This is a genomic window from Streptomyces odontomachi, assembly GCF_024435355.1.
Taxonomy (GTDB): Bacteria; Actinomycetota; Actinomycetes; order Streptomycetales; family Streptomycetaceae; genus Streptomyces; species Streptomyces odontomachi.
Genome location: NZ_JAMJWG010000002.1, coordinates 113924 through 139173, shown reverse-complemented (window position 1 = coordinate 139173; position 25250 = coordinate 113924). Strand labels below are relative to the sequence as shown.

General features: G+C 73.2%; 21 protein-coding genes. 13 read left to right on the top strand and 8 right to left on the bottom strand.

What is annotated here, in order from left to right; genetic code table 11:
* The first annotated feature begins 146 nt into the window (after positions 1 to 146).
* The 4 genes from NQO67_RS05240 (at position 147) to NQO67_RS05225 (ending at position 4590) form a co-directional block, all read left to right on the top strand.
* Positions 147 to 701 carry a DUF5709 domain-containing protein gene (locus tag NQO67_RS05240; RefSeq protein WP_255947195.1) on the top strand — a complete coding sequence of 185 codons (555 nt, stop codon included), beginning with the start codon at positions 147 to 149 and terminating at the stop codon, positions 699 to 701.
* 135 nt (positions 702 to 836) lie between these two features.
* Positions 837 to 1337 carry a (2Fe-2S)-binding protein gene (locus tag NQO67_RS05235; RefSeq protein WP_255948425.1) on the top strand — a complete coding sequence of 167 codons (501 nt, stop codon included), beginning with the start codon at positions 837 to 839 and terminating at the stop codon, positions 1335 to 1337.
* Positions 1334 to 2350 (top strand): FAD binding domain-containing protein, encoded by a 1017-nt coding sequence (locus NQO67_RS05230; protein WP_255947193.1) that lies wholly within the window; start codon positions 1334 to 1336, stop codon positions 2348 to 2350. Before NQO67_RS05235 ends, NQO67_RS05230 begins: the two co-directional genes overlap by 4 nt.
* A gap of 71 nt (positions 2351 to 2421) precedes the next feature.
* Positions 2422 to 4590 carry a xanthine dehydrogenase family protein molybdopterin-binding subunit gene (locus NQO67_RS05225; RefSeq protein ID WP_255947191.1) on the top strand — a complete coding sequence of 723 codons (2169 nt, stop codon included), beginning with the start codon at positions 2422 to 2424 and terminating at the stop codon, positions 4588 to 4590.
* Between the two features lie 72 nt (positions 4591 to 4662).
* Here the strand turns inward: NQO67_RS05225 and NQO67_RS05220 are convergent, their stop codons facing one another.
* The 4 genes from NQO67_RS05220 to NQO67_RS05205 all read right to left on the bottom strand — a co-directional run bounded on the left by NQO67_RS05220 (position 4663) and on the right by NQO67_RS05205 (position 9180).
* Complete coding sequence (locus NQO67_RS05220; protein WP_255947189.1) at positions 4663 to 5109, bottom strand: nitroreductase family deazaflavin-dependent oxidoreductase; 447 nt, start codon at positions 5107 to 5109, stop codon at positions 4663 to 4665.
* 180 nt (positions 5110 to 5289) lie between these two features.
* Positions 5290 to 6324 carry a PHP domain-containing protein gene (locus NQO67_RS05215; protein WP_255947187.1) on the bottom strand — a complete coding sequence of 345 codons (1035 nt, stop codon included), beginning with the start codon at positions 6322 to 6324 and terminating at the stop codon, positions 5290 to 5292.
* 90 nt (positions 6325 to 6414) lie between these two features.
* Positions 6415 to 7785 carry a hypothetical protein gene (locus tag NQO67_RS05210; RefSeq protein ID WP_255947185.1) on the bottom strand — a complete coding sequence of 457 codons (1371 nt, stop codon included), beginning with the start codon at positions 7783 to 7785 and terminating at the stop codon, positions 6415 to 6417.
* A 426-nt stretch (positions 7786 to 8211) separates the two neighbouring features.
* Positions 8212 to 9180, bottom strand: a complete 969-nt coding sequence (locus tag NQO67_RS05205) for a cation diffusion facilitator family transporter (protein WP_255947183.1) — start codon at positions 9178 to 9180, stop codon at positions 8212 to 8214.
* A 275-nt stretch (positions 9181 to 9455) separates the two neighbouring features.
* Here NQO67_RS05205 and NQO67_RS05200 point away from each other — a divergent pair, with 275 nt between their 5' ends.
* Positions 9456 to 10610, top strand: coding sequence for an MFS transporter (locus NQO67_RS05200; protein ID WP_255948423.1), 1155 nt, complete (start codon positions 9456 to 9458; stop codon positions 10608 to 10610).
* Positions 10611 to 10614: 4 nt separating this feature from the next.
* On the opposite strand, the gene NQO67_RS05195 is transcribed toward NQO67_RS05200, so the two are convergent.
* Positions 10615 to 11709, bottom strand: coding sequence for a glutathione S-transferase family protein (locus tag NQO67_RS05195; protein ID WP_255947181.1), 1095 nt, complete (start codon positions 11707 to 11709; stop codon positions 10615 to 10617).
* A 217-nt stretch (positions 11710 to 11926) separates the two neighbouring features.
* Here NQO67_RS05195 and NQO67_RS05190 point away from each other — a divergent pair, with 217 nt between their 5' ends.
* Positions 11927 to 12319, top strand: a complete 393-nt coding sequence (locus NQO67_RS05190) for a DUF6479 family protein (protein WP_255947179.1) — start codon at positions 11927 to 11929, stop codon at positions 12317 to 12319.
* Positions 12320 to 12367: 48 nt separating this feature from the next.
* On the opposite strand, the gene NQO67_RS05185 is transcribed toward NQO67_RS05190, so the two are convergent.
* Both NQO67_RS05185 and NQO67_RS05180 read right to left on the bottom strand, forming a co-directional pair.
* Positions 12368 to 13864, bottom strand: coding sequence for a protein kinase domain-containing protein (locus NQO67_RS05185; RefSeq protein ID WP_255947177.1), 1497 nt, complete (start codon positions 13862 to 13864; stop codon positions 12368 to 12370).
* Between the two features lie 351 nt (positions 13865 to 14215).
* Positions 14216 to 14386 (bottom strand): hydrophobic protein, encoded by a 171-nt coding sequence (locus NQO67_RS05180; protein WP_255948421.1) that lies wholly within the window; start codon positions 14384 to 14386, stop codon positions 14216 to 14218.
* 158 nt (positions 14387 to 14544) lie between these two features.
* On the opposite strand from NQO67_RS05180, the gene NQO67_RS05175 reads away from it, so the two are divergent.
* The 4 genes from NQO67_RS05175 (at position 14545) to NQO67_RS05160 (ending at position 17880) form a co-directional block, all read left to right on the top strand.
* Positions 14545 to 15510, top strand: a complete 966-nt coding sequence (locus NQO67_RS05175) for an LLM class F420-dependent oxidoreductase (RefSeq protein WP_255947175.1) — start codon at positions 14545 to 14547, stop codon at positions 15508 to 15510.
* Positions 15511 to 15601: 91 nt separating this feature from the next.
* A complete protein-coding gene (locus tag NQO67_RS05170; RefSeq protein ID WP_255947173.1) occupies positions 15602 to 15970 on the top strand; it encodes a VOC family protein in 369 nt (122 codons plus the stop codon).
* 297 nt (positions 15971 to 16267) lie between these two features.
* Positions 16268 to 16471 carry a hypothetical protein gene (locus tag NQO67_RS05165; protein ID WP_255947171.1) on the top strand — a complete coding sequence of 68 codons (204 nt, stop codon included), beginning with the start codon at positions 16268 to 16270 and terminating at the stop codon, positions 16469 to 16471.
* 215 nt (positions 16472 to 16686) lie between these two features.
* Positions 16687 to 17880, top strand: coding sequence for an alcohol dehydrogenase catalytic domain-containing protein (locus tag NQO67_RS05160; protein ID WP_255947169.1), 1194 nt, complete (start codon positions 16687 to 16689; stop codon positions 17878 to 17880).
* Between the two features lie 84 nt (positions 17881 to 17964).
* On the opposite strand, the gene NQO67_RS05155 is transcribed toward NQO67_RS05160, so the two are convergent.
* Positions 17965 to 19200, bottom strand: coding sequence for an FUSC family protein (locus NQO67_RS05155; RefSeq protein ID WP_255947155.1), 1236 nt, complete (start codon positions 19198 to 19200; stop codon positions 17965 to 17967).
* A gap of 439 nt (positions 19201 to 19639) precedes the next feature.
* On the opposite strand from NQO67_RS05155, the gene fdh reads away from it, so the two are divergent.
* The 3 genes from fdh to nrfD are packed head-to-tail and all read left to right on the top strand — an operon-like array spanning position 19640 to position 25052.
* Entirely contained in the window at positions 19640 to 22963 is a 3324-nt protein-coding gene (gene fdh, locus NQO67_RS05150; RefSeq protein ID WP_255947153.1) for a formate dehydrogenase, read from the top strand.
* A 50-nt stretch (positions 22964 to 23013) separates the two neighbouring features.
* Complete coding sequence (locus NQO67_RS05145) at positions 23014 to 23943, top strand: 4Fe-4S dicluster domain-containing protein (RefSeq protein WP_255948417.1); 930 nt, start codon at positions 23014 to 23016, stop codon at positions 23941 to 23943.
* Complete coding sequence (gene nrfD / locus NQO67_RS05140; RefSeq protein ID WP_255947141.1) at positions 23940 to 25052, top strand: NrfD/PsrC family molybdoenzyme membrane anchor subunit; 1113 nt, start codon at positions 23940 to 23942, stop codon at positions 25050 to 25052. The genes NQO67_RS05145 and nrfD overlap by 4 nt, the downstream gene beginning before the upstream one ends.
* Positions 25053 to 25250: the final 198 nt, after the last annotated feature.

The window sequence follows — 25250 nt, the reverse complement described above, 5'->3', positions numbered from 1 at the left end:
AGCGGGCTTTTCCTGCTTCGGAACGGACGGCCGAGGTTCCGGCACGCCACCGGATCGTTGCCGCGGCCGGCCTGGGAGGTGTGGCCCGTCCTCGTCTGGATACGCGGCACGAGTCAGCCGTACGACGGATGGAGGGCGCTGCGATCATGCGCACCGAGGAGCCCAGAGGAGACGAGGTCTACCAGCCGGACGCTCCCGACGACAGCGAAGTACCGGAGTACGAGGGCATCCGCGAATCCGAGGACACCCTGATCGACCGGGGTGCCGACCCCTACGACGAGGGCGCGTCCCCGCCCGAGCGGCCGTTGGCCGTCGAGAAGGACGGCACCACGCCGCTGGAGCAGAGCACGGGCGAGTCCCTGGACCGGCGCCTGGCGCAGGAGGAGCCGGACACCGCTGCCTGGGCGTCCGGCAACGGCATCGGCGACCTCCCCGGCGGAGAGGGCGAACCACGCGACGACGAGGTCGGCGAAGGCCGCGCCGGGCGACTGGTCGCCCCCGACGAAGGAGCGCACGAGGACGAGGAGAAGGCCCTGGTGGCCGACGACGTCGGCATCGCCGGCGCCGCGGCGTCGGCCGAAGAAGCCGCCGTCCACGTGGTTCCCGGTATCGAGGAGGAGATCCCCGAGACCCCCGAGGCCACGGAGGTCTCGGAGACCTCCAAGCCCCCCGGAACCTCCGACACGCCCGAGAACCCCTGAGTCCGGCGAGCCGCCCCCGAAGAGGTGAGGACCGTGACCCTGCACCCGGGCACCCACGCCCCGTACCCGCCGTACCAGCCCTCCGGGCCCGATACGGGCAGCCCGGACGGCGGGGCGGACGTCACGCACACCCGCATCACGCTCCAGGTCAACGGGGAGCCGTGCACCCTCGTCGTCGACAACCGCACGGCCCTGCTGGACCTGCTGCGCGAGCGGCTCGGGCTCACCGGGGCCAAGAAGGGCTGCGACCACGGACAGTGCGGCGCCTGCACGGTCCTCGTCGAGGGGCGCCGGGCCAACAGCTGCCTGCTGCCCGCGGTCGCACAGGACGGCTATGCCGTCACCACCGTCGAAGGACTCGCCGACGGCGAGCAGCTGCACCCCTTGCAGCGCGCCTTCCTCGACCGGGACGCCTTCCAGTGCGGTTACTGCACGCCCGGACAGATCTGCTCCGCGGCCGGCGTCCTCGAGGAGGCCACCGCGGGCCGGCCCTCCGACGTCACCGCCCTCGACCATCCGGCGGATCGGCCGGTGCCCCTGACCTCCGCGGAGGTTCGTGCCCGGCTCAGCGGCAACATCTGCCGCTGTGGTGCGTACCCGAACATCGTCGCCGCCGTACAGGACGTGGTCACATGAAGCCCTGCGCCTATGTGCGGGCCAGCACCGTCGAGGAGGCCACCGCCGCCTACGCCGGGCACTCCGGCGCGCAGTACCTCGGCGGCGGCACCAACCTCGTCGACCTGATGAAGCTCGGCGTCTCCACACCCGACACGCTCGTGGACATCAGCCGTCTGCCGTTGGACGGCGTCGCCGAATGCGACGACGGCGCGCTGCGGATCGGGGCCACCGTGCGCAACAGCGACCTGGCCGCCCACCCCCTGGTCCGGGCCCGCTGGCCGGTGGTCTCCCAGGCGCTCCTCGCCGGGGCCTCCGGCCAGCTCCGCAATGTCGCCACCACCGGCGGCAACCTGCTCCAGCGCACCCGCTGCCCGTACTTCCAGGACCTCACCAAACCCTGCAACAAACGGCAACCCGGCAGCGGCTGCGCCGCCCTCGACGGCGTGCACCGCGACCACGCCATCTTCGGCCACTCCCGGCGCTGCATCGCCACCCACCCGTCCGACCTGGCCGTCGCGCTGGTCGCCGTCGACGCCACGGTGGAGTTGCACGGCGGGGACGGTGTGCGCACCGTGCCGGTCGAGGAGTTCTACCGGCTGCCGGGGGAGCGGCCCGAGCAGGACACGATCATCCGGCCCGGCGAGCTGATCACCGCGGTGACGCTGCCGGCGCACAGCGCCGGGCTGCCCTCGGCCTACCGCAAGGCACGCGACCGTGCCTCGTACGCGTTCGCGCTGGCGTCGGCGGCAGCGGTCGTCGACGTCCAAGGCGGCCGGGTGCACCATGCCGCACTCGCCTTCGGCGGCGTCGCGCACCGGCCGTGGCGGGCCCGGCACGCCGAGAACTGGCTGATCGGCGCGCCCCCCACGGCCGACGCCATCGCACGGGCCGTCGACGCCGAACTCGCCCGGGCCGAGCCGCTGGGCGACAACGCCTTCAAGGTCGACCTCGCCCGTGGCCTCGCACGCGACCTGCTGACCCGGCTGACCGGAGCCCGGCCACCCGGAGCCGGCGGACACGGCGCCGGCTGACCGCTCAGGCGGCCACCGGCCCACGGCCGCGGCAGCGCACCCCGCGAACCGCCCCACGGAAGGAACCGGCGATGCCCCACACCACGGCGGCAGCCAGCGGGTCCCGCCCGGGCCGCACCGGCACGCGCGGGACCACGGCCCTCCTCGGCAGCCCGCTCGAACGCCGCGAAGGCCGGGACAAGGTCACCGGCGCGGCCCGCTACGCCGCCGAGCACCACCCCCCGGCCCGGGCCTACGCCTGGCCGGTGCCCGCTGCCGTGAGCCGGGGCCGCGTCCTCGCGGTGGACGACCGGGCCGCCCTCGACCAGCCCGGGGTGCTGGCCGTGCTCACGCCCGCCACGGCACCCCGGCTCGGCGACGCCGGCGACCCCACCCTGTCGGTGCTCCAGGACGAACGGGTGCCGCACTACGGCTGGTACGTGGCGCTGGTGGTGGCCGAGACCCTGGAAGCCGCCCGCGCCGGCGCCGCCGCGGTCCACGTCGACTACGACACCGAGCCGCACGACGTCACCCTGACCGTCGACCACCCCGACGGCTACCTGCCCGAGACGGCCAACGGCGGCCACCCGGGGCTGCGGGAGCGCGGCGAACCCGACGCCGCGTTCGCGGCGGCACCGGTGCGCCTGGACGCCGCCTACCGGGTGCCGCCGGAGCACAACCACCCGATGGAGCCGCACGCCGCCACCGCCGAGTGGCACGGCGACCGGCTCACCGTGCACGACTCCAGCCAGGGCTCCACCGCGGTCGCCACGGCCCTCGCCGCCCTCTTCGAGCTGCCCGAGGACCACGTCACCGCCGTCAGCGAGCACGTCGGCGGCGGCTTCGGCAGCAAGGGCACACCGCGGCCGCACGTGGTGCTGGCCGCCATGGCCGCCCGGCACGTCGGCCGGCCGGTCACCCTCGCCCTGCCGCGCCGTCAGATGCCCGCAGTGGTGGGCCACCGTGCCGAGACCCTGCACCGGGTACGACTCGGCGCCGACGACGGCGGCCGGCTGACGTCCGTCATTCACGAGATCACCACCTACACCTCGCGCGTCAAGGAGTTCGTGGAGCAGGCCGCGGTGCCCGCCCGCGTCATGTACGCCTCCGGGCACAGCCGCACCGAACACCGCGCCGTCCCGCTCGACGTCCCCACCCCGTCCTGGATGCGCGCCCCCGGCGAGGCACCGGGGATGTTCGCGCTGGAGACGGCCATGGACGAACTCGCCGGCACCCTGGACATGGACCCCGTCGAGCTACGGGTACGCAACGAACCCGACCGTGAGCCGGACACCGGCCGCCCGTTCAGCAGCCGGAACCTCGTCGCCTGCCTACGCGAGGGCGCCGAGCGGTTCGGCTGGGCCGGCCGCCCCGCACGGCCCGGACACGACCGCAGGGGAGCGGACCTGGTCGGCACCGGCGTCGCAGCATCCCTCTATCCCGTCTACCAGATGCCGTCCCGAGCCGGCGCGCACGCCCACCCCGACGGCACGTACACCGTGCGGACCAACGCGGCCGACATCGGCACCGGGGCGCGCACCGTCCTCAGCCAGGTGGCGGCCGACGCGCTGGGCGTGCCGCTCGCCGCGGTGCGGATGGAGATCGGCAGCAGCGCCCTGCCAGCGGCATCGGTGGCCGGCGGCTCGTCCGGCACCTCCTCCTGGGGGGCGGCGGTGCATGCCGCCTGCACGGCACTGGTCGCGCGACTGAAAGAGCACACGGGACCCCTGCCCGCCGAAGGGATCGGCGCCGAGGCCGACACCGCCGAGACCGTGGGCCGCGAGGCCGACTGGGCGCGCGACGCCTTCGGCGCCCACTTCGCCGAGGTGCACGTCGACACCGACAGCGGCGAGGTGCGGGTCCGTCGTCAGCTGGGCGTCTTCGCCGCCGGGCACATCCTCAACCCGCGCACCGCACGCTCCCAGTTCATCGGCGCCATGACGATGGGCCTGGGCATGGCCCTCATGGAGGGGTCCACCATGGAACCGGTCTTCGGCGACTTCACCGAGAAGGACCTCGCCGCCTACCACCTGCCCGTGCACGCCGACGTCACGGACATCGAGGCCCACTGGATCGACGAGGACGACGAGCACCTCAACCCGATGGGAAGCAAAGGCATCGGTGAGATCGGCATCGTCGGCGCCGCCGCGGCGATCGGCAACGCGGTGCACCACGCCACCGGCGTACGGTTCCGCGAGCTGCCGCTGACACCGGACCGGATCCTCAACGGTCTCGCCCGGCACGCGGGAGTGCCGGCCTGACGCCGCGCACCGCCCGCCCCCTTGCGCGGGTGCGGACGGTGCGCGGTCCGGCCGGGTCGCCGGACCGGTCGATCAGTGCGGCTTCTCCGCGCGCTCCAGCACGAAGACCGGGATCTCGCGGTCCGTCTTCGTCTGGTAGTCGGCGTAGTCCGGGAACGCCTCGACCGAGCGGCTCCACCAGAGTGCCTTCTCGTCCCCGGTGACCTCACGCGCGATCATGTCCTGGCGCACCGGGCCGTCCTGGAGTTCCACCCGCGGATCGGCGACGAGGTTGTGGTACCACGTCGGATGCTGCGGGGCGCCTCCCATGGAGGCGACCACCGCATAGGCACCCTCGTACTCCACCCGCATCAGCGGTGTCTTGCGGATCTTGCCGCTCTTCGCGCCGTACATGGTCAGGATGACGACGGGCATGCCCCGCATCGTCGTCCCCTCCCTGCCGCCCGAGCCCTCGAACAACTCGACCTGTTCGCGGGCCCGCTGGCTGGGGCTGGGCTCGTACTCACCGTCCAATGGCATCGTTCACGTCACCTCGTCCTACTGCTCTGCTCGTCAGAACCCTGCTGGATACGGGGCCGGCCGACGGACCGTCGGTCCCCTGCCGGTCACTCCTCGGGTTCAACGCCGAGCGGCTCCCCAAACATCCTGGTGCGCCGCGGCATCCGCGCGGGGGCACCCACGGGGCGCCGCGCGGCCGCGTCATGCGCCTGGCGCGGAGCCCGCGGCACCGCCCGTCCACGCCAGGACCCGATCCACGGTCCAGGTGGTCACGATCTGCTCCTGCGGCACCTCGCACTCCTCGGCACGGGCACAGCCGATGATCTGCCAGTCGAGCTGTCCGGGGGCGTGCGCGTCGGTGTCCACCGCGACCAGTGCGCCGGCCGCAACCGCCCGGCGCAGCAGCCGACGTGGCGGATCGCGGCGCTCCGGACGGCTGTTGATCTCCACGGCGGTGTCCGCGGCGGCGCACGCCGCGAAGACCTCCTCGGCGTCGAACGTGGACTCCGGCCGCTCCCGGCCGCCCCCGACCAACCGGCCGGTGCAGTGTCCCAGGATGTCCGCGTGCGGATTGCGCACGGCGGTGACCATCCGGCGCGTCATCGCATCCGCCGCCATGCGCAGCTGCGAGTGGACGGAGACCACCACCACGTCAAGGCGCGCCAGCAGCTCTGGATCCTGGTCGAGCGAGCCGTCCGGCAGGATGTCGCACTCGATGCCGGTGAGCATCCGAAACGGTGCCCAGCGCGCATTCAGCTCGGCCACCACCGCGAGCTGCTCGCGCAGCCGCTCCGCGGACAGGCCACGGGCCACCGTCAGCCGCGGAGAGTGGTCGGTGAGCACCACCCACGCATGGCCGAGCGCTGCCGCGGCCCGGCCCATCTCCTCGATGGGGCTGCCGCCGTCCGACCAGTCGGAGTGCAGGTGACAGTCGCCACGCATCAGCCGCCGCAGCCGCTCGCCGCCGTCCACCAGGGGCGTTTCGGCCTCATGTTCGAGACGGTCCAGATATCCGGGCACCTGGTCCGCCAGCGCCTCCCGCACGACCTGTGCCGTCTTCGGCCCGATGCCCCTGACCGACTCCAGCGACCCGGCGGCGACGCGCTCGGCGAGCTCCCCCTCGGACATGGCCGCGACCACGCCGGCCGCCGTCCTGAAGGCCCGCACCCGGTAGGTGGGCGCCTGGGCCCGCTCCAGGAGGAACGCGATCCGTTCCAGCGCCTCGACGGGGAGCATCACCACCTCCAGTGTCCGTACCTCCGGCGCCCGCCCCCTTGCGCCGGTCCGGCCCGGCCGGGCATCGGCTGCCGCCGTGTCCAGCGTGGCTCAGCTGTCGCCCGACCGCAGGGCGGGGTCGTCCGGCTCCCCGCGCAGTGACCGGCCCGCCCCGAACGGCGATCGCGCCCCGGCGACCGGTCGCGTCGTGGCGTCCGAGCCGGCTCCGTCCGGGGTGGACACGGGCACCGCGTCCGCGGGCGGTGCCTCCGCGTCGGGCGTGCCGGACTCGGTGGGCGCGCCGCCCGCGTCCCCCGGCGGCACCGCCCCACCGGCGCCGCCCGACGGCCACAGCGCGGCCGCCAGCATCGCGCCCAGCGCACAGGCCGAAGCGAGCCCTGCGCCGGTGCGCAGCACCCTCGACGCGGGTCGGGCGGGCGGCAGCTGCCGGGGTGCGGTGACCGCCGGCATCAGGCGGTGCCGCCCGGAGCGCCTGCCGCGGCCCGTGCGCGCCGGCTGCGCGGCCACCGGCACGGCGGGCGCCCCGGACTCCTCGGCTGCGCCCGCTCCGTCGGCGTGGTGCGGGCGCCGGCCGGGCCGCGAGGCGAGGTAGTCGGCAGCCGGCGGGCCGAGCACGGCCTGGGCCAGCAGTGCCCCGGGCCGGCGGCGGTACAGCTCCAGCTGCGTCACGACGCCCGCGCAGTGCGTGCAGCCGAACACGTGGTGTCGCACGTCCGGCAGGAAGGCCCGGCCGCGCGGCTGGGTGTCGAGCAGCCGGTTGTAGAAGCGGCAGGCAGCGTGCTCGGCGAGGTCCGTGTGCCAGTGCAACAGCCCCGCCTTGAACTGTCCCCGGGCCTTTTCGAGTTCGGTCAACGCCGTCCCGATGTCCAGAGCCAGCAACGTGGCCGGTACCCAGACGGGCTCGCCCTCGACGGCGGTGTGCCACAGCAGGCACTGCCCCACCGGCGGCAGGGAGTCGAAGGCGTGCCGTGCGATCCGCCGGTCACCGGGGTCGGTGGGCAGCCCCGCCGGGGCGCCGGCCTGCTGCGCCGCACCGGCGGTGGCACGGGTGTCCGCGGCCTTGGAGGTGCCGTTACCCGCGGGCAACGGGCACGCGGACCCGAGCGGCGATGACCCGGCCGACGGCTGCCGTTCCGTGGCCCACTCGGCGGCCGTGTCCCGTACCGCCATGAGCAGGAGGGGACGCAGCGCCGCAACAGGACCCGAGCGTTCCAGGGCCTTGAGCACCTGGTGCACGGCAGCCGCCGCCAGTGCCGCCGCCGGGTGGCCCGTGGTGGGCGCGCACAGCACGGCGAAGTCGTACACCGGCTCCCAGTGGCGCTCCAGCAGCGCCGCCAGCGGATAGGGGTCCGCGGCCCAGGAAGGCGACCGGAGCGAGGCGGCGAGCCACGGGTCGGACTCGCTCGGATCGGGCCGCGGTCCGGGAGGGTAGGGCGGGAGCGGCGAGTGGGGGGTGAGCACAGAGGCTTTCCTTACGAGGCGAAGCAAAGCGCAGGGTTCAGGCCGACAAAGACGCACGATCCCCGATGGTGTGGCTGTCATTTCTGTTCCGGTGGCGGGGAAAACCAGTCCGCGGGGCGAAAGCAGGCCGGCTCGGCACCCCGAATGCACGGTGCAGAGCGGTGGGAGTAGCGAGCGGGCGAGCAGGTCCGGCCCTGACCCGCGTTGCGTGAACGCGGTTCACCCTGACACAGCCCGCGCGGGGCAAACAAGTGAGGTGGGCAAGGGCTACCGTCCAAGAGTGAGGGGTGCGACGGCCCCGGGCCCGTCCGGTCGTACGTGAATGCGAAAAGAGGACATGCCTTTCAAGGGCAATCACCCTGCCGATATCCACCGCCGGCGCCGTGCATTCGGCCGAAGCGGCTCCGCAAAGGCGATGACGCCATGTCAGTTCGCCTGTTCCTGCGTCTCGTTCACCCGGACCGGTGCGTTTCGATCTTCGGGCCCGGTGCGGCGCGGGGGCGGGGCTTCGGTCACGTCGAGGAAGATCTGATCGGCTTCCGATACGGAATCCGCAATTGATTTCTTGATGCGTTCCGAGGCGAGTTCGACGACCTCGCTGTCGATGTTGGGCGCGAGGTCGATACGGGCGGCCACCAGGGTCGAATCGAGGCCGAGCCGCATGGTCAGCAGCTCGTCCACCCGGTCGATCTCCGGCTGGTCCGCCAGCAGCGCGCGGATCTTCCCGCGCAACTCGGGATCGACCGCCTGACCGATCAACTGCTCCCGCGCGTCCCGGCCGAGCCGGTAGGCGACGTACACGAGCAGCGCGCCGATGGCGAAGGACGCGGCCGCCTCCCAGACGACCTGCCCGGTGATCATGTGCAGGCCCATCCCCACCAGTGCCAGCGTCACACCCAGTACCGCGGTGCCGTCCTCCGCGATCACCGTCCGCAGCGCCGGATCGTGCAACGCCGTCGAGCCGGGCTCCTGGCGCACCTGGAGCAGCGCCCGAAGGAGCGAACCGGCCTCGAAGACCAGCGCCACACCGAGCACGACCAGCCCGGCCACATATCCGCCGTGCGACTCCTGGGCGCCGGTACGCAGCGCGTCGAAGCCCTGGAGGAACGAGAAGCAACCCCCCATCACGAAGATGCCGACCGCCGCGAGCAGCGACCAGAAGTAGCGCTCCTTGCCGTAGCCGAAGGGATGCCGGTGGTCGGCGGGTCGGCGGCTGCGGGCCAGTGCGGCCAGCAGGAACACCTCGTTGAGGCTGTCGGCGACCGAGTGCGCCGCCTCCGACAGCAGCGCGGGCGAGGAGGAGATCAGCCCGCCCACCGCCTTCGCCACGGCGATCACCAGGTTCGCGCCGAGTGCCACCAGCACGGTCAGCCGTGTCCTGCTGTCCGAGGTCATCCGTTACCCCTGCCTCCCCTGGTGCCGGCAGCCCGCGCCCGGTGCGGGGCTGCGAACGTGGCCCACCGGAGCCCGTCGTGGGCTCCGCCAGCGCCGGGCCGTCCGTCCGGTGGCCGCCGCTGCGCTGGGCCGGCCCGGTGATCTCCGCCCCGCCTCTTGCGAGGGTCCGCGACGTCGCTCGTACCGTGGAGCGCGTGAGGTACCGTCAGCGGGGCAGTGAGCGTACGGGCTACAGGTCCGGTTACCTCGCGGCGGCGGCAGTATTCGCGGTCGGCATGGCGGGCATGACCCTGCCCACCCCGCTCTACGGGCTCTACCGCGCCGAGATCGGCTTCTCCGAGCTGGTGGTGACGGTGGTCTTCGCCGCGTACGCCGTCGGAGTGATCGGGGTCCTGCTCACGGTGGGTGACTTCTCCGACCGGGTGGGGCGGCGGCCGGTGCTGCTGGTCGCGCTGGCGCTGTCCGCGGCCAGCGCGCTGTGCTTCGTCTTCGAGAGCGGGCTGCCGTCCCTCTTCGCCGGCCGGCTACTGTCCGGCTTCGCGGCCGGGCTGTTGAGCGGGGCCGCCACCGCCACCGTGATGGAGCTCGCGCCCCCCGGCCATGAGTCCCGTGCCTCACTCGCCGCGACCGCGGCCAACATGGGCGGCCTCGGCTGCGGCCCGCCCCTGGCCGGGGTGCTCGCCCAGTACGGGCCCTGGCCGCTGCGCCTGCCGTATCTCGTGCACCTCGCGCTGCTGGCCGTCTCGTGCCTGGTCGTCCTGTGGCTGCCGGAGCCGGTGCGGCGCGCCGGGCCGGCGTGGCCGCCCCGGCCGCCGGGGCTCAAGGTGCCCGCCGAGGTGCGGGGGGTGTTCACGGCGACCGCGTTGGCGGCGTTCGCCGGGTTCGCCCTGCTGGGCCTGTTCACCGCGGTCGCTCCGAGCTTCGTGGCGCAGACCCTGGGCGTCACGAACCTGGCGGTCTCCGGCACCGTGGTCTTCAGCGTCTTCCTGGGTTCGACCGTCGGCCAGGCGCTGACCGTCCGGGTGGGCTCCCATCGCGCGCTGCCCGTCGGATGCCTGGTGCTGATCGCCGGCCTGCTGCTGGTGGCCGCGTCGCTCGCGCTGCGCACCCTGGACCTGCTGGTCGCCGGGGCGGTGTGCGGAGGGCTCGGCCAGGGGCTCGGATTCCGGGCCGCACTCACCGCGGTGGGCCAGGCCGCACCCGCGGACCGCAGGGCCGGCACCATCTCGTCCTTCTTCGTCGTCGCCTACCTGGGCATCTCCCTGCCGGTGGTCGGCGTCGGCGCGCTGGCCGTGGAGCTCGGGCTGCGCGCCGCCGGCCTGGTCTTCACGGCCTGCGTGATGGCGGTGGTGGCATCGGTCGGGCTGTACGTGCTGCGCCGGCCCCCGGTACCGGGCGAGTCCGCGCCGGCCGGCGGGACTGCCCGCTGACCGGTCAGGGCCGCCCCGCGGCCGGCACCTCCTCGCCGGCGGCCACCGGACCCGGCGGTGTGCCGTCGCCGAACGGGCGCCCGCCCAACTGCTCGCGGTGGTGCGGCGTGAGCCAGGCCGACAGGTCCGGGCCGAGGGCGACGATGCCGGTGGGGTTGATGCCGGTGTGGACCTGGTAGTAGTGCCGCTTGACGTGGTCGAAGTCGACGGTGTCGCCGAAACCGGGCGTCTGGAACAGGTCACGGGAGTAGGCCCACAGCACCGGGTCCTCGGCCAGCTTCCAGCGGTTGCACTTGAAGTGGCCGTGGTACACGACGTCGAACCGCACCAGTGTCGTGAACAACCGGATGTCCGCTTCCGTGATGGTGTCACCCACCAGGTAGCGGCGGTTCGCGAGCCGCTGCGAGACCTCCTCGAGCCGCCGGAAGAGCGCCAGGCACGCCTCCTCGTAGCCGGCCTGCGTGGTGGCGAAGCCGGACCGGTACACGCCGTTGTTGACGTCGCGGTAGATGCCGTCCATGACCTCGTCGATCTCGTCGCGCAGCGGCTCGGGGTACAGGTCGGGGGCGCCCGACCGGTGCAGGGCGCGCCACTCGGTGGCGAGGTCCAGGGTGATCTGCTGGAAGTCGTTGGTGACCAGCCGGCCGCTGGGGACGTCGACGACCGCGGGCACGCTGACACCGCCCGGGTAGCCCGTTTCGCGCGCGTCGTAGGCCTCGCTGAGGAAGCGGATGCCGAGCACCGGGTCCCGGTCGTCGGGATCCAGCGTGAAACGCCAGCTGCGGTCGTCCTGGATGGGGTCGGTGACGGCCAGCGACAGGGCGTCCTCCAGGCCGAGCAGCCGTCGGGAGATCACCGCCCGGCTCGCCCAGGGGCAGGCCCGGCTCACCACCAGCCGGTACCGCCCGGCCTCCACCGGCCAGCCGTCCCTGCCGTCGGCCGTGATCCGGTCCGCGAAATGGCTCTTCGACCGCTTGAACGGCTTCTTCCCGTACGCCTCGTTGCCGGTCTTCTCCGCGCCGGCTGCGGCTGCGGCTGTGCCGGCCGTGTCCGTGCCGGCCGTGTCGGTGCCGGTCTGTTCCGTGACGGGGTTGCTCATGTCCGGACTCCTTCCCCGAAGGCGCCGCACACCACCGTGCGGCCAGGTGCCGCCTTCGACCAGGTCATGGCGGTGCCGGGCGTGCGCTCCCTGTTGAGCGTACGTCGGTGCGCGCACCGACGTCCTCAGCCCGGCGCGTCTTGTCCGGCTGATCTCCGCCGGCGGCGACGGTCCCACCGGTCTGTCTGACCGCAGGGTTCCCGGGTACTCGACGCCCATGACTGCATGGAACACGGAACTGGGCGCAGCGATGGTCGTGGCCTTTCCGAAGGTCCTGGCCATCCTGGGGGCCTTCTTCGGGGCGCTGATCGTGGCCGGCCTGCTGCTGTGGGGGTTCTGGCTCGGCAGGCGGTGGATGGTGCGGGAGCCACCCGTGCCGGGTCCGCAGGAGCACGGACACCTCCCCGACGAGGGACCCGTCCACGAGTCCAGTGAACACCGCGAGTACGACGAGATGCCGCGTTACGAGGAGCGGGACCGGCTCACCCCGCACGAGATCCCGGGCTTCGGGAACGCCCCCAGCAGGCGCAGCAGCGACCAGCGGAGCAGGAAGTGGAGCCCCGGTTCCAGCGGGTCCTTCGGTAGCGGTGGGTCCGGCACGACACGGTGACGCCGGGGGAGTTCGGCGGGCCACTTCGTGCCCGGCGGGTGTCAGCTGTCAGCCGAGTGCCGCCAGCAGGGCGGCCCTGAACTCGTCGGCCCGGGTGGTGACGATGCGCGGGCTGTCGATCAGCGCCGCGTCGACCACCTGCGCCAGCCGCTTGGGCACCGCGGCACACCGCCGCCGGACCGGGACGGGCGGCTCCCTCAGCAGCACCACGAGGGGGTCCGAGAAGGGTGGGAACTCCCGTGGTGGGGTGCCGGTGAGCATGCGGTACAGGGTGGCGGCGGTCGCCCACACATCCGCCTCGGGGCGGGCGTAGGAGTGGTCGGCCAGCTGGGTGCGGGGCGCGTAGGCGAGGCCGCGTGCGACGGCGCCGGTGCGGGTCAGCCCCGAGAGCCCCGACCGGTCGAAGGCCCGGGCGAGCCCGAAACCGGCGATCCTGACCGCGGGTGCCGCACCTGGATGCGCCTTCGCCGCCAGGGAAGCATCGCCCGGGCCCGCAAGGGCGTGCCCCGCTGCCGGAAGGTCCGGTTCGGTCGGGGGGAGGCGCTGAGGGTCGCCGGCCCGGTCCCACGTGAGCAGGATGTTCGACGGTCTGATCGCGCCGTGCACCAGGACACCGGGCACACCGTCGGGAGCGTCGTCGCCGTCGCCGGGCGGCAGCCGCATCGCGTGGGCGTGGCCGAGTCCGTCCAGGATCTGCACGGCGATGCCGACCGCCTGCGCCGGCGGCAGCGTGCCACCCCGTGCCGCCAGCAGCTCCTCCAGCGTGTGTCCCGGGTGGTAGTCGCAGGTCAGGCAGAGCGCTGCGCCGAACGCCCCGGCATGGTGCCAGCCGACCACGTTGGCGTGGCGCAGGCCGCGGACCCGTGCCATCTCGCGCAGGAAGGCCGCGCGCGCCCGCCCGTCCACGGCGACCTCGGCCAGCAGCACGGTGAGCACGGCGTGCGCGCCCGTGCCACGGTGCCGGGCCAGGCACACCAGGGCCGGCCCGGAGCGGCGCAGGGCGCGCACCACCTCGTAGTCGCGCAGCTGCGCGAGGCCGTCGTCCGCAGCAGCGCGTAACAGCAGCCCGCGCACCACATCCAGGGGCCGAGCCCGGCAGGTGCCGCAGATCCGGTCACCGAACCGGCCGGCTGCCCCGGGCGTTTTCTGGCCGCAGTGGGCACAGCCGACGACCGTCGCCGTGCGGTGCGCGGACGGGATGCCGACCCGCAGCAGCGTGGAACCCAGGCGCAGCTCGTCACCGTCGACCAGGTCCCGCTCGAGAAAGCCGGGCCCCGTGCCGGAACCGGCCGGGCCGCCGAGTTCCTCGCCGTTGACGAACGTGCCGTGCGGGCCGCCGAAGTCACGCACCCGGACGTCGGGCGGATTGATGTCCAACAGGCAGTGGTGCCGCGACACGTGCGGGTCGTCCCGGGTCAGCCGGGGCCGGCACTCGGCGGCCCGCCCCACCACGCAGGTGGTGCGCTCCCCGTAGACGAACTCGCTGCCCTGCGCCGGTCCCTTCAGCACGGACAGGGTGACCCTCGACTCGGCGGTCTGCTTCATGTTGCTCCCCAAGAGGTCCATGCCGGCCCGGGCACGCTCACCCACTGCCTGAAGGGCGTGGGTGGGGGCACCTCCCACGCCTGTTCAGGGCAGTGGGGGAGGTGCCCCCACCACGTTGCCGGTGCCGCTCGTGGGGTGCGTCTTCGGCCAAGTGTTGCCGGCCCGTCCGATGATCCACTGACGACGGCCACGGCCCATCCTGCCCCTGATCTCTTCGCCCGGCCAGCAGGTGACGTGCAACTTATGCGGAGAAGGGAGCGGGACATGGCCCCGTCCCGGCTCGAAAGGCAGGTGCCGTATCGGACATCGGAGTTGTCCGATACGGCACCCTTGCCATGGCGGCCGGCCGCGCTACCACCGGTACCAGCGACCCCGACGCCCACTGCCGGCACCGGGGCGAACCACGAACCCGAGCAGCCACACGACGAGGACGATCACGGCGATCCACCAGAGCGCCTTCAGTGCGAAACCAGCACCAAAGAGCAGAAGGGCCAGAAGCAGTACCAAAATAAGCGGAAGCATGAATATCACCTCGGGGTTGCTGATGCCCCGCCGCGGCCCGGTCATACGTGACGACCCGTCGGCCACCGTTCCCGGCCGGCTCCACCATCCGCTGACGGGCTTCCGCGTGGCGGTCGAGACGGGGGTTTCGCTCGGGCGCCGCGGGCAACACGGACGCAATGGTGCGCATCGGATACACGATGATGACGGAGCAGGCGGGGCCCCGCGCGCTCGTCGAGCACGTCGTGGCCGCCGAGCAGGTCGGCTTCGACTTCTCCGTGACGTCGGACCACTACTTCCCGTGGCTGGCGTCCCAGGGGCACTCCCCGTACGCCTGGAGCGTGCTCGGCGCCGCGGCCCAGGCCACCTCCCGCATCCCCCTGATGACCTACGTGACCTGCCCGACCACGCGCTACCACCCGGCCGTCGTCGCACAGCAGGCGGCCACCCTCCAGCTGCTGTCCGAGGGCCGCTTCCGGCTCGGCCTCGGCTCGGGGGAGAACCTCAACGAGCACGTGGTGGGGCGCGGCTGGCCGGCCGCCCACGTGCGCATCGCCATGCTCGATGAGGCGGTGGGCATCATCCGCTCCCTCTTCTCCGGTGGCTACGTCACCCACCACGGTGACCACTTCGACGTCACGTCGGCCAAGCTCTGGGACCTGCCCGAGCAGCCGCCGCCGATCGGTGTCGCCGTCTCGGGCGAGCGCTCCTGCGAGGTCGCCGGCCGGCTGGCCGACCTGGTGATCGCCACCGAGCCGAAGCGGGAACTGCTCGACGCCTTCGACCGGCACGGCGGCACCGGCAAGCCCCGCGTGGCCCAGCTGCCGGTCGCGTACGACCCGGACCGCGACGCGGCGGTCGACCGGGCGCACGAGCAGTTCCGCTGGGCGTTGGGCGGCTGGCCGGTCAACGCCGAGCTGCCCGGGCCGACCGGCTTCGCCACCGCCACCGCGCACGTCACGCGCGACGACATGGCCGCGGCCGTGCCCTGCGGCGACGACGTCGTCGCCTTCGTCGAAGCCGTCAGGTCCTACGTCGACGCGGGATTCACCGAGATCGCGCTCGTCCAGATCGGCGGTGACCAGCAGATGCCGTTCCTCGCATGGGCCCGTGCGGAACTGCTGCCTGCGCTGAAGAGCCTGTGACGGACGGTCCGGAGCCCAGGCCGCCGGACCGCACCACCGACCACCCCACGACCCGGCAAGCTCCGCACCCGACCCCGGGAGGTCCGTCCCCATGCCCATCGCGTCCTACACGCTCGTCGCCCTCGACTGCCCCGATCCGGCCGCGCTCGCCGGGTTCTACCAGGGCGTGATCGGCGGGGAGGTGACGAAGGACTCCGACGACTGGTACGACCTCAGGGCGCCGTCCGGCGCCCGTATCGCCTTCCAGCGCGCCGAGGGGCACCGCCCGCCCGACTGGCCGCAGGCCGAGCAGAACTCCCAGCAGCTCCACCTCGACTTCGACGTGGCCGACATCGACACCGCCCAGCAGGCCCTGCTCGACCTGGGGGCCGCACCGCTGGACCTGGACGACCAGGGCGGCCGGCGCAGGTTCCGGGTGTACGCGGACCCGGCGGGCCACCCCTTCTGCCTCTGCTGGTGACCACCCGCCTGCGCGCCCCGGCCGCGGCCCGCCGCTGCTGGTCAGGGCGGTCGGCCGGGCGGACGCAGCGGGCCCCGACGCATTCGAGAACCTGCTCGGCGAGGCGGTTTCGCCGGCGCCGACGACGGTTACCCGCACCATCGCACCAGCACGCAACGACCGAGAACGTCCAACAACGATCAAGAGCGACCGAGAAGGGGACGAATCACCGTGGCCGACCAACGCCGAACCGGCGCGGAAGGCGCCCAAGGGCGTCGGGACAAGAGGCAGGGTGAGCGCAAACCCATCCCGCGGGACATGCCGAACCAGCAGTGGCAGGGTGGCCCCGACCGATGGGACACGGCCGCCGAGCGCTCTGCCCGCGACGACGAGCGGCCCGACGAGGAGCTGCCGGACGAGGAGCTGCCGGACACGGACGAGTCCGGTACCGGCAAGCGCGGCCGGGCGCACTCCGGCGGGGTGCACCCCGACCAACCCGTCCCGGACGAACCCCCGGCCTGACCGGGCCGGCGCGCCCCCGACGGGCGGCAGCAACCCCGCCGGACGACCGTGACGTGCGCACGCCTGCGCGCTGCGCACGCCCGCGACCTGCCCGGGCGCGGGCCCGCGCCCGGGCTGTGGCGACCCGCGTGAGCCGGGCGGGCCGGGGTACCCGGCGGGTCCGATGAACCACGAGGCCGGCAGGCCAAGGGGGGAATCAAGAGGGGAATCCCGTGATGAAGGCTGTGACCTGGCAGGGGCGGCGCGACGTACGCGTGGAAACGGTGCCCGACCCGACCATCAAGGAGCCGACGGACGCCGTCGTACGCATCACCTCGAGCGGGCTGTGCGGATCCGACCTGCACCTGTACGAGGTGCTGACGCCGTTCATGACACCCGGCGACATCCTCGGGCACGAGCCGATGGGGATCGTCGAGGAGACCGGCTCCCAGGTGCCGGGCCTGAAGGCCGGTGACCGCGTCGTGATGCCCTTCCAGATCGCCTGCGGCCACTGCTTCATGTGCACCACAGGCCTGCCGACCCAGTGCGAGAACACCCAGGTCAAGGAGCACGGCATGGGCGCCGCGCTGTTCGGCTACACCGAGCTGTACGGCCGGGTGCCCGGCGCCCAGGCCGAGTACCTGCGGGTTCCGCAGGCCCAGTACGGCCCGATCAAGGTGCCGGAAGGGCCGGCCGACGACCGGTTCGTCTACCTGTCCGACGTCCTGCCGACCGCCTGGCAGGCGGTGCGCTACGCGGACGTGCCCAAGGACGGCAGCCTGGTCGTGCTCGGCCTCGGACCCATCGGCGACATGGCCTGCCGGATCGCGTTGCTCCAGGGCACCGGCACCGTGATCGGCGTGGACCTGGTTCCGGAGCGGCTGGAGCGGGCCCGCGCCCGTGGCGTGGAGGTGCACGACCTGTCGGCATACGACCATCAGAGTGACCTCGTCGACGCCATACGCTCCCGCACCGGTGGACGCGGCCCGGACGCCGTCATCGACGCCGTCGGCACCGAGGCGCACGGCAGCCCGGTGGGCCGCACCGCCCAGCAGGCGGCCAGCCTGCTGCCGAAGGCGTGGTCCCAGCGGCTGGCCGAGAAGACCGGCGGCGCCGACCGGCTCGCCGCGCTGAAGCTGGCGATCGCACTGGTGCGCCGGGGCGGCACCGTCTCGCTCAGCGGCATCTACGGCGGCATGGCCTCGCCGCTGCCGCTGCTGACCCTGTTCGACAAGCAGATCCAGCTGCGTATGGGCCAGGCGAACGTCCGCCGCTGGGTCGACGACATCCTGCCGCTGCTCACCGACGACGACCCGCTCGGCGTGGACGACTTCGCCACCCACCACGTGCCGCTGGAGGACGCGCCGAACGCCTACGAGATCTTCCAGCAGAAGAAGGACGGCGCCGTCAAAATCCTCATGCACCCTTGAGGCGACGTGCTCCGGAAGGGGGCGCTCCCGGGCAGCGGAGCGCCCCCTCCGCCGTCGGGGCCCCGTCCCCGCCGGACATCCTGGTCAGCGCTTGAACCAACGGCGTGCGTACCGCAGGCCCTTGCGCCGCCACCGCATCAACCGCGGGTGCCGTTCGTGCAGCAACCGCGAGCTGCGGTCCAGTTCCTCCATGAGGCGCCGAGAGCGGTGCTCCATGTCCAGCTCGTCCAGGATGCGGTTCACCTCGGTGAGCAGTGCACCGTGCAGATGCCACTGGTCCGGGTCCCGCTGCATCAGTTCGAGCAGCATGTCCGCCACCCGGTCCCGGGAGGCCGTCGCCGCCTCCAGCTCGTGCCGCAGCCGTTCTTCCGCGGTTTCCGACTCCTCGCTGGTGCGCGAGGTGACCAGCACCGCGAAGCTGACGACGGCGTCGGCGACGTACCCGAGCAGCTCCCGCACGGCCAGTGACACGCGTGGCTCCATCAGCCACTGCTGCGGGCGCTGCCGTGCCAGGTCGGTGAGGGTGCGGGCGATGACCCGCAGCACCACCGTGCAGATCTCCAGCGTGTCCAGGCCGGTGCGCAGCACCACACGGTGCAGCCGCCCCTCCCGGACCCTGGGGTTCAGCCGCAGGCTGTCCTCGGCCTGCCGCAGCGAGATGTCCACCTCGGAGATGTCGTGGTCGAGCTGGCGTGCCTCCGCCAGCCGGGCCGCGGCGTCAGCCACCGGTGTGGGCTCCTCCAGCTGGTCGGCGAGGCGCAGCAGCAACCGGCGCATGCGGCGGGCCAGTTCCCTGACCGAGTCGCCGGCCGTCTCCACCCAGACCGGCGGCGCGAAGACGAGGTTGAAGAAGAGCCCGGTCACCGCGCCGATGAGGGTCTCCAGCACCCGCTCCCAGGCGTTCGGCCCGACCTGGGTGACCCCCAGGACCAGCATGGCGCTGATCGCCACCTCGGGAACGAACTCATGGGCGCCCACAAAACGGCCCGCGTACAGCGAGGCGATGATGATGAGCGCCAGGCTCCACCAGCTCAGGCCGACGATGGCGCTGAAACCGATGGCGATGACGACGCCGGACACCACCGAGTTCACCCGGCGCACCCCGGTCTTGATGGTGGCGTACAAGGTGACCTGTACCACCAGCAGCGCCGTCAACGGTGCGGTGAGCGGGGCCGGCTGGCGGGTGAGGTACCGGGCGATGACGTACGCGATCGTCGCCGCCGCGGTCGACCGCAGCGCCTGGGCGACCTCGGGGTCGTGGAGAGTCCGCTTGTTGATCCATTTCCAGGCGACGACGAAGCGATCCGGTACCACACGCATCCTCGGTCACTTCCCTTTCGCCGTCACCCGGACACCTCTGCGCCGACCATGTGGTGACGGCCGGTCAACAGCGGCGCACCGGCCACCCGCGGCCGGCCGGCCGTCGTCGCCGTTCGAAGGGCACCCGGGGACCCGGCGGACGCCGGCGCGACCCGGCGCACCAATTCTGACCGGCACAGGGGCGCCAGCCATACGCGGCACACCGGCCGGTGCGCCGCCGCGGGGTGCCGGCGGGCCGCATCGGCAGGTCGACGCGGCACGAGACCCCGATCACGGAGAGTGACGAACGCCGGCGAGGCGGCGCACGGACGGCCCGCTGCCGCACCGCCACCCGACCGGTTTCCGGCACGCGCTTCGTGGTACTCGCCGCCGCACTGTCCTGCGTCACCGGGTGGTGCCGCGACCGAGCCACAACCAGCCCACGGGCGGGAGGTACGCGATGGGTGTCCACAGGCGGGTCCGTGACTGGCCCCTGGTCCGTCAGCTCACCGGCGCGGACCCGCTCGGCCGGGGGCGTGCGGCGATGTCCGCGCACACCCGCGGCCTGCGCCCGCGCACCGACACCGCGGACCGGGTGGTGAAGTCGGTCTGCCCGTACTGCGCGGTGGGCTGTGGCCAGCAGGTGTACGTCAAGGACGACAAGGTGGTGCAGATCGAGGGCGACCCCGACTCGCCGGTCAGCCGCGGCCGGCTCTGCCCCAAGGGCTCGGCCACCCTGGAGCTCACCACCGGACCGGCCCGCGGCCACCAGGTGCTCTACCGCCGCCCGGGCGGCACCGACTGGGAGCCGCTCGATCTTCAGACGGCGATGGACATGGTCGCCGACCGGGTCGTCGCCACCCGCCGCGAGACCTGGGAGTGGGAACGCGACGGCGTGCGCACCGCTCGTACCCTCGGCATCGCCAGCCTCGGCGGCGCGACCCTCGACAACGAGGAGAACTACCTCATCAAGAAGCTGTTGACCGGCCTCGGCGTGGTCCAGGTGGAGAACCAGGCCCGGGTCTGCCACAGCGCCACCGTCGCCGGCCTCGGCACCTCCTTCGGCCGCGGCGGCGCCACCACGTTCATGCAGGACCTCCAGAACAGCGACTGCATCGTCATCGAGGGCTCCAACTTCGCCGAGGCGCACCCCGTCGGCTTCCAGTGGGTGATGGAGGCCAAGGCGCGCGGCGCCACCATCATCCACGTCGACCCGCGCTACACCCGTACCAGCGCCCTGGCCGACCTGCACGTGCCGATCCGCGCCGGCACCGACATCGCCTTCCTGGGCGGCCTCATCAACCACGTCCTCACCGAGGAGAAGTACTTCCGCGACTACGTCCTCGCCTACACCAACGCCGCCACCCTGGTCAGCGAGGACTTCCGCGACACCGAGGACCCCGAGGGCGGCGTCGGCGTCTTCTCCGGTCTGGACGAGGACCGCCACCACTACGACCCGCGCAGCTGGCAGTACGCGGGCAGTCAGGTCCAGCAGCCGACCGGGGAGGTCGACGAGCAGCACGACGCGCAGCTCCGACGGCGCGAGCGGGAGCAGGACGAGAAGGTGCGCAACGGCCGGCACGCCCTGATCGCCGAGGCCGGCGGCTCCGAGACGCACGGCTCCGGCGGGGCACGCGCCGCAGCCGAGGCACCGACCGACCCCACCCTCGCCCACCCCCGCTGCGTCTTCCAGATCCTCAAGCGGCACTACGCCCGCTACACCCCCGAGATGGTCGAGGAGGTGTGCGGCATCCCGCGCACCGCCTTCCGCCGGGTGTGCGACGCGCTCACCGCCAACTCCGGTCCCGAACGCACCAGCGCGTTCGCCTACGCGGTGGGCTGGACGCAACACACCGTCGGCTCCCAGTACATCCGCGCCGCCAGCGTGCTCCAGCTGCTGCTGGGCAACATCGGCCGCCCCGGCGGCGGCATCCAGGCGCTGCGCGGGCACGCGTCCATCCAGGGCTCCAGCGACATCCCCACCCTGTTCAACCTGCTGCCCGGCTACCTGCCGATGCCGCACGCACACGCGCACGAGACGCTGGACCGGTTCATCGAGGCCAGCCGGACCGACAAGGGCTTCTGGGGCGACATGCGGGCCTATTTCGTCAGCCTGCTCAAGTCCTACTACGGGGACGCCGCCACCGCGGACAACGACTACTGCTTCGACCACCTGCCGCGCCTGACCGGCTCCCACTCCACGTACGACACGGTCATGGCACAGCTCGACGGGGTCTGCAAGGGCTACTTCCTGATGGGCGAGAACCCGGCCGTCGGCTCCGCCAACACCCGGCTCCAGCGGCTCGGCATGGCCAACCTCGAATGGCTGGTGGTCCGCGACTTCTCCCTGATCGAGTCCGCGACCTGGTGGCAGGACGGCCCCGAGATCGAGACGGGCGAGCTGCGCACCGAGGACATCGGGACCGAGGTGTTCTTCTTCCCGGCCGCCGCGCACACCGAGAAGTCCGGCTCCTTCACCAACACCAACCGCTGGCTCCAGTGGCGCGAGGCCGCCGTCGAACCCGACGGTGACGCCCGCAGCGACCTGTGGTTCATGTACCACCTCGGCCGACGCATCAAGGACCGGCTCGCCGCCTCCACCGACCCCATGGACCGCCCCATCCAGGACCTGACCTGGGACTACCCGGTCGACGGCGAGCTCGAGGAACCCGTTGCCGCCTATGTGCTCGCCGAGATCAACGGGCACGGCCCCACCGGCGCCCCGCTCTCCTCGTACACCGAACTCAAGGACGACGGCTCGACCCGCTGCGGCTGCTGGATCTACTGCGGTGTCTTCGCCGACGGCGTCAACCACGCCAACCGCCGCACGCCGCACACCGAACAGGACTGGATCGCCGCCGACTGGGCCTGGGCGTGGCCTGCCAACCGGCGCATCCTCTACAACCGCGCCTCCGCCGCCCCCGACGGCACCCCGTGGAGCGAACGCAAGGCCCTGGTCTGGTGGGACGCCGACGCCGGGCGGTGGACCGGGCACGACACTCCGGACTTCCTACCCGACCGCGCCCCCGACTTCGTACCGGAGGCCGGTGCGAGAGGCCCCGACGCGCTGCGCGGTGACGACCCGTTCATCATGCAGGCCGACGGCAAGGGCTGGCTCTACACGCCGGCCGGTCTCGAGGACGGCCCGCTTCCCACGCACTACGAGCCGCAGGACTCGCCGTTCCCCAACGCCCTCTACCCCGACCGGCCGCGCAACCCGGTGCGTCAGCTGATGCCCCGTGAGGGCAACCGCTACCACCCGAGCGACGACGAGCCGGGCGCCGGCGTCTTCCCGTACGTCGTCACCACCTACCGGCTCACCGAGCACTTCACCGCGGGCGGCATGAGCCGCTGGTCGTCGTACCTCTCGGAACTCCAGCCCGAGTTCTTCTGCGAGGTCTCGCCACAGCTGGCCGCGGAACGCGGTCTGACGCACGGTGACTGGGCCACCGTCGTCACCGCCCGCAACGCCGTCGAGGCACGGGTGCTGGTGACCGAGCGCATCCCACCGCTGACGGTGCACGGCCGCACCGTCCACCAGATCGGGCTGCCCTTCCACTGGGGGCCCAACGGCACGGTGACCGGTGACGCCGCCAACGAGCTGGTGGCGATCACCCTCGACCCCAACGCGCACATCCAGGAGGACAAGGCGCTCTCCGCCGACATACGCCCCGGCCGGCGCCCCCGCGGCCCGGGCCTGCCCGCGCTGGTGGCCGACTACCGGCGCCGCGCCGGCATCACGGAGACCACGGGGACGTCCACGGCCCAAGGAGATCACCCGTGACCGACACCCCCACACCGCAGGCGGTGGACGCCCTGCGCGCTGCGCGCCAGCTGTTCAGCGGCCCCGAGCCCGATCCGGCCCGTGACGCCGGCCACCCCGATCCGCCCGAGCGCGTCGGCTTCTTCACCGACACGTCCGTCTGCATCGGCTGCAAGGCGTGCGAGGTGGCCTGCAAGGAGTGGAACGCCGTCCCCGAGGACGGGCTCTCCCTGACCGGCATGTCGTACGACAACACCGGTGGCCTCGGTGCATCGACATGGCGTCATGTCGCCTTCATCGAGCAGGGCCCACCCGCCCCCGAGGGGCGCACCGAGCTGCCGCTCGCCGGCGCCGGCACGGCGGGCGACTCCGATGGCGCCGGTGCAGCCGAGGCCGACGGCGGGATGCGCTGGCTGATGTCGTCCGACGTGTGCAAGCACTGCACGCACGCGGCCTGCCTGGACGTCTGCCCCACCGGCTCGCTGTTCCGTACCGAGTTCGGCACGGTCGTCGTCCAGGAGGACATCTGCAACGGCTGCGGGTACTGCGTGCCCGCCTGCCCCTACGGCGTCATCGAGCAGCGCCCCGCCGACGGGCGCGCCTTCAAGTGCACGCTCTGCTACGACCGGCTCTCCGCCGGGCAGGAGCCGGCCTGCGCGAAGGCCTGCCCGACCGACTCGATCCAGTTCGGGCCCCTCGACGAGTTGCGGGCACGCGCCGAGCAGCGGGTCGGGCAGCTGCACGCGGCCGGCGTCGGCGACGCCCGGCTCTACGGACACGACCCCGAGGACGGCGTCGGCGGCGACGGCGCGTTCTTCCTGCTGCTGGACGAGCCCGAGGTCTACGGCCTGCCGCCCGACCCGGTGGTCACCACCAGGGACCTGCCCGCCATGTGGCGGCACGCGGCGGGCGCGGCGCTGACCCTGCTCGGCGGCGTCGCGGTGTCCTTCGCGCTCGACGCACTCACCGGCCGGGCACACCGCAGGGGAGGCCGGTCATGAGCGAGTCCGACGTGACCCGGCGCGGCATCCGAGGCGAGCGCCCCGGACGCGAGGCTTCCCCCGGCGCACTGCGCGGCGGAGGCGGGGCGCGGCAGGACGGTGCCCGGCGCCGGGGCCGCGGGCGGCGCGGGGAGGACCTCATGGTGCCGCGCGCCGAGTTCGACTCGTACTACGGGCGCCCCGTGATCAAGGCGCCCGCCTGGCAGGCCAGGGACATCGCCGGCTACTTCTTCCTCGGCGGGCTCGCCGGGGCCGGCTCCGTATTCGCCGCCGGGGCGCAGCTGACGGGGCGGCGCACGATGGCCACCGGTCTGAAGGTCTCCTCCCTGGTCTCCGTCTCGTTGTCGGCCGCCGCACTCGTCCACGACCTGGGCCGGCCCGAACGGTTCGCGAACATGCTGCGCGTCTTCAAGCCCACCTCGCCGATGAGCGTGGGTTCCTGGCTGCTCGGCGGCTACGGGCCGGCAGCCGGAGCCGCCGCGCTGAGCGCCGTCACGGGGCGGCTGCCGCGTACCGGTGCGACGGCGACCGCGGCCGCCGCCACCCTCGGCCCGGCCGTCGCCGCCTACACCGGGGTGCTGGCCGCCGACACCGCCGTGCCCGCCTGGCACGACGCCCACCGCGAACTTCCCTACCTGTTCACCGCGTCCGCCACGGCCGCCGCGTCCGGCATGGCCCTGGTCCTCGCCCCCACGGCCCAGAACGGTCCCGCACGGTGCGCCGCCGCCCTCGCGGCCGGCGCCGAGCAGGCCCTCACCCGGGCCATGGAGCGACGGCTCGGCATGGTCGCCGAGACCTACCGGACCGGCCGCGCCGGCACCCTGATGCGCTGTGCGGGTGCGCTCACCGCGGCCGGCGCCGCGACGTCCGTGCTGTTCGGCGGCCGCAGCCGGAGCGCTGCCGCGCTCGGTGGCCTGGCCCTGCTGGCCGGCTCGGCCTGCACCCGCTTCGGCGTCTTCGCCGCCGGGATGGCCTCCGCCGAAGACCCGCGCTACACGGTGGGACCGCAGCGCGCCCGGCTGGGCTCGGCACGGCACGAGACCGGCCACCCGTCCGGCGCCGAAGGACCGACCCGGCACGACACGCCCAAGGAGGAGGGACAGCCGTGAGACGACGGCGACAGCGGGGACAGTGACATCAGACGGCGGTCGTAGGCCGCGCCCCGCGCCCCGCGCACGCCGCTCGGCGCGGCCTACGGACCGTGCACCGGCGGCCGTGCACCACGGCGACAGGACACCAGCACGAAGCGACGAGACGGTGGCGGCGGCGCCGGCACGCGCACGCCGCGCACCAGCACATGGCGGGAG

What these genes read in the sequence shown, in the direction of transcription:
- NQO67_RS05240 (WP_255947195.1), top strand. Translation starts at nt 147, where the DNA reads ATGCGCACCGAGGAGCCCAGAGGAGACGAGGTCTACCAGCCGGACGCT.
- NQO67_RS05230 (WP_255947193.1), top strand. Translation starts at nt 1,334, where the DNA reads ATGAAGCCCTGCGCCTATGTGCGGGCCAGCACCGTCGAGGAGGCCACC.
- NQO67_RS05225 (WP_255947191.1), top strand. Translation starts at nt 2,422, where the DNA reads ATGCCCCACACCACGGCGGCAGCCAGCGGGTCCCGCCCGGGCCGCACC.
- NQO67_RS05220 (WP_255947189.1), bottom strand. Translation starts at nt 5,109, where the DNA reads ATGCCATTGGACGGTGAGTACGAGCCCAGCCCCAGCCAGCGGGCCCGC.
- NQO67_RS05215 (WP_255947187.1), bottom strand. Translation starts at nt 6,324, where the DNA reads ATGCTCCCCGTCGAGGCGCTGGAACGGATCGCGTTCCTCCTGGAGCGG.
- NQO67_RS05205 (WP_255947183.1), bottom strand. Translation starts at nt 9,180, where the DNA reads ATGACCTCGGACAGCAGGACACGGCTGACCGTGCTGGTGGCACTCGGC.
- NQO67_RS05200 (WP_255948423.1), top strand. Translation starts at nt 9,456, where the DNA reads ATGGCGGGCATGACCCTGCCCACCCCGCTCTACGGGCTCTACCGCGCC.
- NQO67_RS05195 (WP_255947181.1), bottom strand. Translation starts at nt 11,709, where the DNA reads ATGAGCAACCCCGTCACGGAACAGACCGGCACCGACACGGCCGGCACG.
- NQO67_RS05190 (WP_255947179.1), top strand. Translation starts at nt 11,927, where the DNA reads ATGACTGCATGGAACACGGAACTGGGCGCAGCGATGGTCGTGGCCTTT.
- NQO67_RS05185 (WP_255947177.1), bottom strand. Translation starts at nt 13,864, where the DNA reads ATGAAGCAGACCGCCGAGTCGAGGGTCACCCTGTCCGTGCTGAAGGGA.
- NQO67_RS05180 (WP_255948421.1), bottom strand. Translation starts at nt 14,386, where the DNA reads ATGCTTCCGCTTATTTTGGTACTGCTTCTGGCCCTTCTGCTCTTTGGT.
- NQO67_RS05175 (WP_255947175.1), top strand. Translation starts at nt 14,545, where the DNA reads ATGGTGCGCATCGGATACACGATGATGACGGAGCAGGCGGGGCCCCGC.
- NQO67_RS05170 (WP_255947173.1), top strand. Translation starts at nt 15,602, where the DNA reads ATGCCCATCGCGTCCTACACGCTCGTCGCCCTCGACTGCCCCGATCCG.
- NQO67_RS05165 (WP_255947171.1), top strand. Translation starts at nt 16,268, where the DNA reads ATGCCGAACCAGCAGTGGCAGGGTGGCCCCGACCGATGGGACACGGCC.
- NQO67_RS05160 (WP_255947169.1), top strand. Translation starts at nt 16,687, where the DNA reads ATGAAGGCTGTGACCTGGCAGGGGCGGCGCGACGTACGCGTGGAAACG.
- NQO67_RS05155 (WP_255947155.1), bottom strand. Translation starts at nt 19,200, where the DNA reads ATGCGTGTGGTACCGGATCGCTTCGTCGTCGCCTGGAAATGGATCAAC.
- fdh (WP_255947153.1), top strand. Translation starts at nt 19,640, where the DNA reads ATGGGTGTCCACAGGCGGGTCCGTGACTGGCCCCTGGTCCGTCAGCTC.
- nrfD (WP_255947141.1), top strand. Translation starts at nt 23,940, where the DNA reads ATGAGCGAGTCCGACGTGACCCGGCGCGGCATCCGAGGCGAGCGCCCC.